The sequence below is a fragment of the uncultured Idiomarina sp. genome (assembly GCF_964010655.1).
GTDB lineage: Bacteria > Pseudomonadota > Gammaproteobacteria > Enterobacterales > Alteromonadaceae > Idiomarina > Idiomarina baltica.
This window is the reverse complement of the sequence record NZ_CAXGLS010000065.1, coordinates 1-8,848: the sequence shown is the minus strand read 5'-3', so window position 1 is coordinate 8,848 and position 8,848 is coordinate 1. Positions and strand designations below refer to the sequence as shown.

The window sequence follows — 8,848 nt, the reverse complement described above, 5'->3', positions numbered from 1 at the left end:
GATGTCTGGTGCGGCTAAGTCAAGTAGACGCTTAAGACGGTTGTTACGGTTAATGACACGACGGTATAGGTCGTTCAAGTCTGATGTTGCGAAGCGGCCGCCATCAAGTGGTACCAATGGACGCAAGTCAGGTGGCAACACCGGCAATACGCGCAAGATCATCCACTCAGGTTTGTTTCCTGACATCTGGAAAGATTCAAGCAACTTCAGACGTTTACTGATCTTCTTACGCTTAGTTTCAGAGTTTGTCTCTGGTAACTCTTCACGCAATTGCTGGATATCACCATCGATATCGATAGTGCGCAGCAAATCAAGTATACCTTCCGCACCCATTTTCGCATCGAACTCATCGCCGTGCTCTTCGAGTGCATCGAGGTACTCTTCTTCAGTCAAGATTTGATAACGCTCTAACGTCGTCAAACCAGGCTCGGTCACAACATATGATTCGAAGTACAACACGCGCTCAATGTCGCGCAATGTCATATCAAGCATCAAGCCAATGCGTGAGGGCAATGATTTCAAGAACCAAATGTGCGCCACTGGGCTCGCCAATTCGATATGGCCCATACGCTCACGGCGAACTTTGGTCAAAGTAACTTCTACGCCACACTTCTCGCAGATAACACCACGGTGCTTCAGGCGCTTATACTTGCCGCAAAGACACTCGTAATCCTTAACTGGACCAAAGATACGCGCACAGAAAAGACCATCACGTTCAGGTTTGAACGTACGATAGTTAATGGTTTCCGGCTTTTTAACTTCACCATATGACCAACTACGGATCATGTCTGGTGACGCTAACGCAATACGAATTCCATCAAATTCTTCTGATTGGTTAGCCGGTTTTAAAAACTTAAGCAAGTCTTTCACGATTTATCTCCTGTCGGAGTTCAACCACGGGGAGTGCAAGCACTCCCCAAATTCAATAACAAAAAGCTCGATTAGCCTTCTTCCAACTCGATATTAATACCGAGTGAACGGATTTCCTTCAGCAATACGTTGAAGGATTCAGGCATACCTGCTTCCATCTGCAAGTTGTTATCCACGATGTTCTTGTACATCTTCGTACGACCGTTTACGTCGTCCGACTTAACGGTCAACATTTCTTGCAAGGTGTAAGCTGCACCGTATGCTTCGAGGGCCCATACTTCCATCTCACCGAAGCGCTGACCACCGAACTGAGCTTTACCACCCAGCGGCTGTTGCGTAACCAAGCTATAAGAACCGGTTGAACGTGCGTGCATCTTATCGTCGACCAAGTGATTCAGTTTCAGCATGTACATGTAACCGACTGTTACATCACGCTCAAAACGTTCGCCTGTACGACCATCAATCAACGGAATCTGACCTGATTCAGGGATGTCCGCTAATTTAAGAAGCGCTTTAATTTCTTCTTCAATCGCACCGTCAAATGCCGGGGTTGCTGTCGGTAGACCTGCACGCAAGTTGCCTGCTAGACGAAGTACTTCGTCATCACTGAACTCGGTTAAGTCTACTTTCTGGCGACCTTCACCCAAGTCATAAACCTGCTGGATAAAGTCACGTAACTCGGCCATTGCGCGTTGCGCTTTTAACATCTTGTCGATCTTGGTACCGATACCACGAGCTGCCATACCTAAATGGGTCTCAAGGATCTGACCAATGTTCATCCGCGATGGTACACCCAACGGGTTTAGTACGATATCGACCGGATTACCCTCTTCATCATGAGGCATGTCTTCGTTCGGGATGATAGTCGAGATAACACCTTTGTTACCGTGACGACCCGCTAATTTGTCACCCGGTTGAATGCGACGACGTACAGCGAGGTAGACCTTAACAATCTTAAGGACACCCGGTGCTAAATCATCACCTTGGGTAATCTTGCGGCGTTTCATCTCAAACTTCTGATCGAAATCTTCACGCGTCTGTTGATATTGCTCAGCGATCTGCTCAAGTTGCTCCTGAGCACTCTCGTCTGCCAGGCCTTGTGTTAACCAGTTTGAACGATCCATGCTTGCCAGCTTGGCTTCGTCAAAACCGTTGTTCAATAACAGACTACGTGCGCGGCCATAAATGCCATCTTCGAGGATCTTGAACTCTTCGGTTAAATCTTTCTTAACCTTAGCCAATTGCATCTCTTCGATAGCGACTGCACGTTTATCTTTTTCAACACCGTCGCGGGTGAATACTTGAACGTCTATTACCGTGCCGTTCACACCGTTAGGTACGCGCAGAGAGCTATCTTTAACATCAGACGCTTTCTCACCAAAGATTGCACGCAAAAGTTTTTCTTCTGGCGTTAATTGGGTTTCGCCTTTAGGTGTTACTTTACCTACGAGGATGTCGCCGCCTTTAACTTCAGCACCCACGTAAACAACACCGGCTTCATCCAATTTACCCAACGCAGACTCGCCGACGTTCGGGATATCACTCGTAATTTCTTCCGCACCCAACTTGGTATCACGCGCTACACAGTTCAATTCTTGAATGTGAATCGTGGTCAAACGGTCCTCTTGAGCAACACGCTCAGAAAGAAGAATCGAATCCTCAAAGTTATAACCATTCCATGGCATAAATGCCACGCGAAGGTTTTGACCTAAAGCGAGTTCACCTAAGTCAGTCGATGGGCCGTCTGCTAACACATCACCACGCATTACCGGTTCACCAAGACGTACCGTTGGCTTTTGGTTAATACATGTGTTCTGGTTCGAGCGCTTGTATTTGGTTAAGTTGTAAATGTCGATACCTGCTTCACCCGGTACCATCTCTTCCTCATTTACCTTAACAACGATACGCGCAGCATCGACGTAATCTACAACACCACCGCGTTTAGCGACGATAGTAACGCCTGAATCAACCGCAATCGTACGCTCAATGCCGGTACCTACTAACGGCTTATCAGCCCGTAGCGTTGGTACGGCTTGACGTTGCATGTTCGAGCCCATCAAGGCACGGTTAGCATCATCGTGTTCTAAGAACGGGATCATACTTGCCGCAATCGATACGATCTGCTGTGGCGCAACGTCCATGAACTGAACTTGTTCACGGTTCATCAAGGTGAATTCGTTTTTATGACGGCACGGTACGAGATCGTCAACGAGCTCACCTTGGTCGTTCAACGCAACGTTAGCCTGAGCGATTACGTAGTTACCTTCTTCGATTGCAGAGAGGTATTCAACCTCATCGGTCACGACACCGTTTTCAATCCGACGATAAGGCGTCTCTAGGAAGCCATATTCATTAGTGCGTGCGAAGGTCGACAACGAGTTAATCAAACCGATGTTTGGACCTTCAGGCGTTTCGATTGGGCATAGACGACCGTAGTGAGTTGGATGTACGTCACGTACTTCGAAGCCCGCTCGTTCACGCGTCAAGCCACCTGGACCTAAAGCAGAAATACGACGCTTGTGCGTTACTTCTGACAATGGGTTGTTCTGGTCCATGAACTGTGACAATTGGCTTGAGCCAAAGAACTCTTTAACCGCAGCACTGATAGGTTTTGCGTTTATCAAATCTTGCGGCATTGTATTGTCAAGATCACCTAATGAAAGACGCTCTTTCACCGCGCGTTCAACACGTACCAAACCAACACGGAATTGGTTTTCTGCCATTTCACCGACTGAACGGATACGGCGGTTACCCAAGTGATCGATATCGTCAACCTCGTCAAGACCGTTACGGATCTCGATGAGCTTTTTCATGACGTCAATAATATCTTCGTTGGTCAGGGTATTTTTCCCTGATAAGTCTTCGCGACCTAAACGACGATTGAATTTCATTCGACCAACAGTCGATAAGTCGTAACGTTCTTCGCTAAAGAACAGGTTATCGAAGAGTGCTTCGGCAGCTTCTCGCGTGGGCGGCTCACCTGGACGCATCATGCGATAGATTTCGACCAATGCCTCGAGGCGATTGGTGGTTGAATCAACGCGTAATGTTTCGCTCATGTAAGGACCATGATCGAGATCGTTGACGAATAGTGTCTCGATCTTCTTCACGCCCGCTTCGCTTAAATTAGCGATAAGCTCAAGTGTTAATTCATCGTTCGCATTTGCGACAACTTCGCCGGTTTCCTTGCTGACATAGTCTTTGGCAAGCACTTTGCCGACCATGTATTCAACAGGCACTTCTAGCTCTTTCATCTCCGACTTTTCTAATTGACGGATATGACGAGCCGTTACACGACGACCTTTCTCTACAACGATTTCGCCGTTGCTGTCTTTAATATCGAACTTAGCAGTCTCACCACGAAGACGTTCTGGCACCAACTGCATCTTAACTTTGGTTTTCAGAATTTCGAAATACGTCGTCTCGAAGAACATCTCAAGGATTTCTTCGGTGGTGTACTCTAATGCACGCAAGATGATCGACGCAGGTAACTTGCGACGACGGTCAATACGTACGAATACGTTGTCTTTAGGATCGAATTCAAAATCGAGCCAAGAACCACGGTAAGGAATAACACGCGCGTTATACAGGACTTTACCTGACGAGTGTGATTTACCTTTATCATGATCAAAGAACACGCCTGGCGAACGGTGTAACTGAGAGACAATCACACGCTCGGTACCATTGATGACAAAAGTACCGTTTTCTGTCATCAATGGGATCTCGCCCATGTAGACTTCTTGCTCTTTGATGTCCTTAACTGTGCCAGCAGCCGCTTCTTTATCAAACAACACTAAGCGAAGTTTAACGCGCAGCGGTGCAGAGTAAGTGATGCCGCGGATTTGACATTCTTCAACATCGAAAGCCGGCTCACCTAAGTGGTAACTGACGTACTGCAGTTCCGCATTACCGGAATAGCTGGCAATCGGAAAGACCGAACGGAAAGCCGCTTCAAGGCCATTATTAGCCTCTGGATCGACTTCAATAAATTTTTTGAATGAATCAAGCTGCATTGACAGCAAGTAAGGCACTTCTAAGACCTGAGGTCTTTTACCAAAGTCCTTACGAATACGTTTTTTCTCTGAGTAGGAGTACGCCATGGGGTTCCTCAGCTAGCTGATTGATGACCCTAACCAACGAGTGGTTCGATGGTTAAAAACAGATAACAAAAATCTGTCGTTCCCGTTTTATTTTTTCACGCGACTGCAACGAAATACGGGCAAAAATCGTACAAGCGTTAAAGCGCGAAAAGGCTGGTGGTTATTTAACCACCAGCCTATGGCCCTTAGGCCAGATTTCGTGCAACAGTTGAATTACTTAACTTCAACTTCCGCACCAGCTTCTTCAAGCTGCTTCTTCAACTCTTCAGCGTCGTCTTTGCTGATGCCTTCTTTAACAGCAACAGGTGCAGACTCAACCATAGCTTTAGCTTCTTTCAAGCCAAGGCCAGTTGCGCCGCGAACAGCTTTGATAGCTGCAACTTTGTTGCTACCAGCGCCTTTCAAGATAACGTCGAATTCAGTTTGCTCTTCAGCTGCTGCTTCGCCGCCAGCCGCTGGGCCAGCTGCTACTGCTACTGCTGCAGATGCGTCAACGCCGAATTTTTCTTCAGCTGCTTCGATCAACTCTACCAATTCCATTACTGGCATTTCAGCGATCGCGTTTAAGATATCTTCTTTAGTCAGAGCCATTACTCTAAACTCCTGGGTTGATAATTACAAAAAACGGTTTTAAAACCAACGATTTATTTAGCGTCTTTAATTGCTGCCAACGTACGCACGAACTTAGCAGGTACTTCGTTAACTGTTTTAACGAATTTGCTAACCGGTGCTTTGAAGGTGGCGAGCAATTTAGCCAATGCTTCATCACGAGTCGGAAGTGAAGCAACTGCGTCCAATTTTTCAGGACCCATGATGCCGTTACCGATAGATAGAGCCGTTACCTGAAGGTTCTTGTTCTCTTTAGAGAAATCTTTGAACAAACGAGCAGATGCGCCCGGTGCGTCCAAAGAGAATCCATAAACAAGAGGTCCTTTAAGCGCTTCGCTCATATCCTCAAACTGCGTGCCCTCAAAGGCGCGTTTTGCAAGTGTGTTACGTACTACTTTAAGAAACACACCTTGCTCACGTGCTTTTTTGCGCAACGCGGTCATGTCGGCTACTTCGATGCCTCGATATTCAGCAACGGTGACGGCTAGCGCATTTGAAGCGACGTCGTTAACTTCTTTAACGATTGCTTTCTTTCCGGCTAAACCAATTGCCACTGATATCACCTCGTTTTCTTTTGGAGCCTAAGCCCCTCGTTACAATTAGGTGAGCCTAAACTCACCACGTTGTCACGGTGATTCTCTACCCAGAGAGCCTGAGTCGGATATCACCATCTGCGTAGGACATTAAGTGCCGCAATATTCCTGCGGTACACCTACGGTCTTGGATGGGAGCTATGCTTCATGCCTTTTGAGCAATCCACCGCAGCTCCAACCCACAAACCTTTATTAACCAGCGCTGACAGTACCCTGGTCAATCGCAACACCAGCACCCATCGTAGTCGAAAGGCTGATGCGCTTGATGTATACGCCTTTAGCAGAAGAAGGCTTAGCTTTCTTCAGCGCGGCTAACAACGATTCTAAGTTTTCTTTCAACTTGTCGTTGTCAAAATCTACACGACCGATCGTCGCGTGGATGATGCCGTTTTTATCGTTACGGTAGCGAACCTGACCTGCTTTAGCATTTTTAACAGCCGTTGCAACGTCTGGCGTTACAGTACCGGTTTTAGGGTTAGGCATCAGGCCACGTGGACCCAAGATTTGGCCTAACTGACCAACAACGCGCATTGCATCAGGAGAAGCAACAACTACGTCGAAGTTCATTTCACCTTTCTTAACTTGCTCAGCTAAGTCTTCCATGCCAACGATGTCGGCACCGGCTTCTTTCGCTTTATCAGCGTTAGCGCCTGAAGTGAAAACAGCAACGCGAACGTCACGACCTGTACCATTTGGCAATACAGTTGCGCCACGAACGTTTTGGTCCGATTTACGTGCATCAATGCCTAGGTTAACAGATACGTCAACACTCTCGGTAAACTTAGCGGTCGCCAATTCTTTCAACAACGTGATAGCTTCGTTTACATCGTAGTCACGGGCTTCTACTTTCTCGCGGATCATGCGAGCGCGCTTAGTTAATTTAGCCATGTCTTAGCCCTCCACGTTCAAGCCCATCGCACGAGCAGAGCCGGCGATAGTGCGTACAGCTGCGTCTAAATCAGCAGCAGTTAAGTCTGGTTCTTTAGTTTTCGCGATTTCTTCTAACTGTTCGCGAGTTACCGTACCCACTTTTTCAGTGTTAGGACGGCCAGAACCACTCTTGATGCCAGCTGCTTTCTTAAGCAAGAAAGATGCTGGTGGAGTTTTCGTGATGAACGTGAAAGAACGGTCTTCAAACACAGTAATTTCAACTGGAACAGGCGCACCTTTTTCCAAGTTGTCAGTCTGTGCGTTGAACGCCTTACAGAATTCCATGATGTTCACACCATGCTGACCCAATGCAGGACCAACCGGTGGTGACGGGTTAGCTGAACCAGCAGCTACCTGTAATTTAATAATGGCTGATACTTTTTTCGCCATGATAGTTACCTCTGTTGTGGGTTTAACGCCTCGTAACGTTGCAGAGTCACGTTACTCAATCGGCTCCCCGTTAAAAAAGGACGCGAATTATAAGACAATTCGCGTACTCGATCAATGATAATTGCTGATTTTTTGATCAGGATTTTTCGATCTGGCTGAACTCTAGCTCTACTGGTGTCGCGCGACCAAAGATTGAAACTGAAACAGTCAAGCGACTTTTCTCATAATCAACTTCTTCGACGGTACCATTGAAATCAGCAAATGGACCGTCATTAACGCGCACCACTTCGCCGGGTTCGAATAATGTTTTCGGTTTGGGCTTGTCTTGCGAATCTTGCAGTCTATCAAGAATAGCATCCGCTTCTTTCTTTGAAATCGGTGTAGGGCGATCGCTGCTACCACCGATAAAGCCTAATACACGGGGTACACTTTTAATCAAATGCCATGTTTCATCATCCATGATCATTTCAACTAAAACGTAACCTGGAAAAAATTTACGCTCGCTTTTGCGACGCTTTCCACCGCGCATCTCAACGACTTCTTCTTTAGGCACTAAGATTTCGCCGAACTTGTCTTCCATGCCATGCATCTTAACGTGTTCTTTAAGCGATTCAGCTACACGAGCCTCGAAGCCGGAAAATGCTTGTACAACGTACCAACGTTTTTTATCGCTCATGCCCTTATATCTCCAAACCGGTGATGAAGCCTACTAGTCTAACAAGAATTCCATCTAGACCCCAAAGGACTAATGCAACGATAACTGTTGCTACAACTACGATTAGGGTAGTTTGCGTGGCTTCTTGACGCGATGGCCAAACCACTTTGCGCACTTCTGTACGACTCTCTTTGGCGAACGATAAAAATTTCTTACCTTTAGCAGTCGCTGCGGCAGTAAAGCCTGCGAGGCCAACCAGTACTACCACGGCAACCGCGCGGTACAGTACGGATACTTCTTCAGTGTAATAATGGTTACCAATAACGGCTGCTGCTAACAACAAAACCGTAACTATCCACTTTACACTATCGAATGAACTGCTTTGCGTATCTTTGTTTGCGCTCATTTTTAATTCCCAATTTGCGATTGGCCATTTCGCTCTTACGAAACTCTTTGAATTCGTTTGGCAGGGGTGGAGGGATTCGAACCCCCAACCGTCGGTTTTGGAGACCGCTGTTCTACCAATTGGAACTACACCCCTTGATTCCTGGCGAGACTGACTCGATACAGGATCGGACGCGGTATTATACCTAAGACTGTGCTCGGCGCAAGCTCAGCGTCGCCGCTTTTATCATAGATATACAACAAAAAACCCGGCCGAAGCCGGGTTTTGGACTCTCTGTCGCTTACGCCTTAGGCGC

7 protein-coding genes, 1 tRNA gene and 1 pseudogene are annotated in these 8,848 nt (G+C 47.0%); all 9 read right to left on the bottom strand.

Annotated features, from left to right (window positions below; genetic code table 11):
• Positions 1-870: pseudogene (locus tag ABNS04_RS11735) on the bottom strand (DNA-directed RNA polymerase subunit beta'); the annotation flags it as partial.
• A 71-nt stretch (positions 871-941) separates the two neighbouring features.
• Positions 942-4,970 carry a DNA-directed RNA polymerase subunit beta gene (gene rpoB, locus ABNS04_RS11730; RefSeq protein ID WP_348671533.1) on the bottom strand — a complete coding sequence of 1,343 codons (4,029 nt, stop codon included), beginning with the start codon at positions 4,968-4,970 and terminating at the stop codon, positions 942-944.
• A gap of 213 nt (positions 4,971-5,183) precedes the next feature.
• The gene (rplL, locus tag ABNS04_RS11725; protein ID WP_006956848.1) at positions 5,184-5,561 is read right to left on the bottom strand and encodes a 50S ribosomal protein L7/L12; all 378 of its coding nucleotides are present in this window, start codon (positions 5,559-5,561) and stop codon (positions 5,184-5,186) included.
• Positions 5,562-5,614: 53 nt separating this feature from the next.
• On the bottom strand, positions 5,615-6,133 hold the full coding sequence (gene rplJ, locus ABNS04_RS11720) for a 50S ribosomal protein L10 (RefSeq protein WP_006956849.1): 519 nt from the start codon (positions 6,131-6,133) through the stop codon (positions 5,615-5,617).
• Positions 6,134-6,364: 231 nt separating this feature from the next.
• The gene (rplA, locus tag ABNS04_RS11715; protein WP_006956850.1) at positions 6,365-7,060 is read right to left on the bottom strand and encodes a 50S ribosomal protein L1; all 696 of its coding nucleotides are present in this window, start codon (positions 7,058-7,060) and stop codon (positions 6,365-6,367) included.
• Between the two features lie 3 nt (positions 7,061-7,063).
• On the bottom strand, positions 7,064-7,492 hold the full coding sequence (rplK, locus tag ABNS04_RS11710; RefSeq protein ID WP_006956851.1) for a 50S ribosomal protein L11: 429 nt from the start codon (positions 7,490-7,492) through the stop codon (positions 7,064-7,066).
• A gap of 136 nt (positions 7,493-7,628) precedes the next feature.
• On the bottom strand, positions 7,629-8,168 hold the full coding sequence (gene nusG, locus ABNS04_RS11705; protein ID WP_286682732.1) for a transcription termination/antitermination protein NusG: 540 nt from the start codon (positions 8,166-8,168) through the stop codon (positions 7,629-7,631).
• Between the two features lie 4 nt (positions 8,169-8,172).
• Positions 8,173-8,553, bottom strand: a complete 381-nt coding sequence (secE, locus tag ABNS04_RS11700; protein ID WP_286682733.1) for a preprotein translocase subunit SecE — start codon at positions 8,551-8,553, stop codon at positions 8,173-8,175.
• Between the two features lie 58 nt (positions 8,554-8,611).
• Positions 8,612-8,688: transfer RNA gene (locus ABNS04_RS11695), tRNA-Trp, on the bottom strand.
• Positions 8,689-8,848 lie beyond the last annotated feature (160 nt).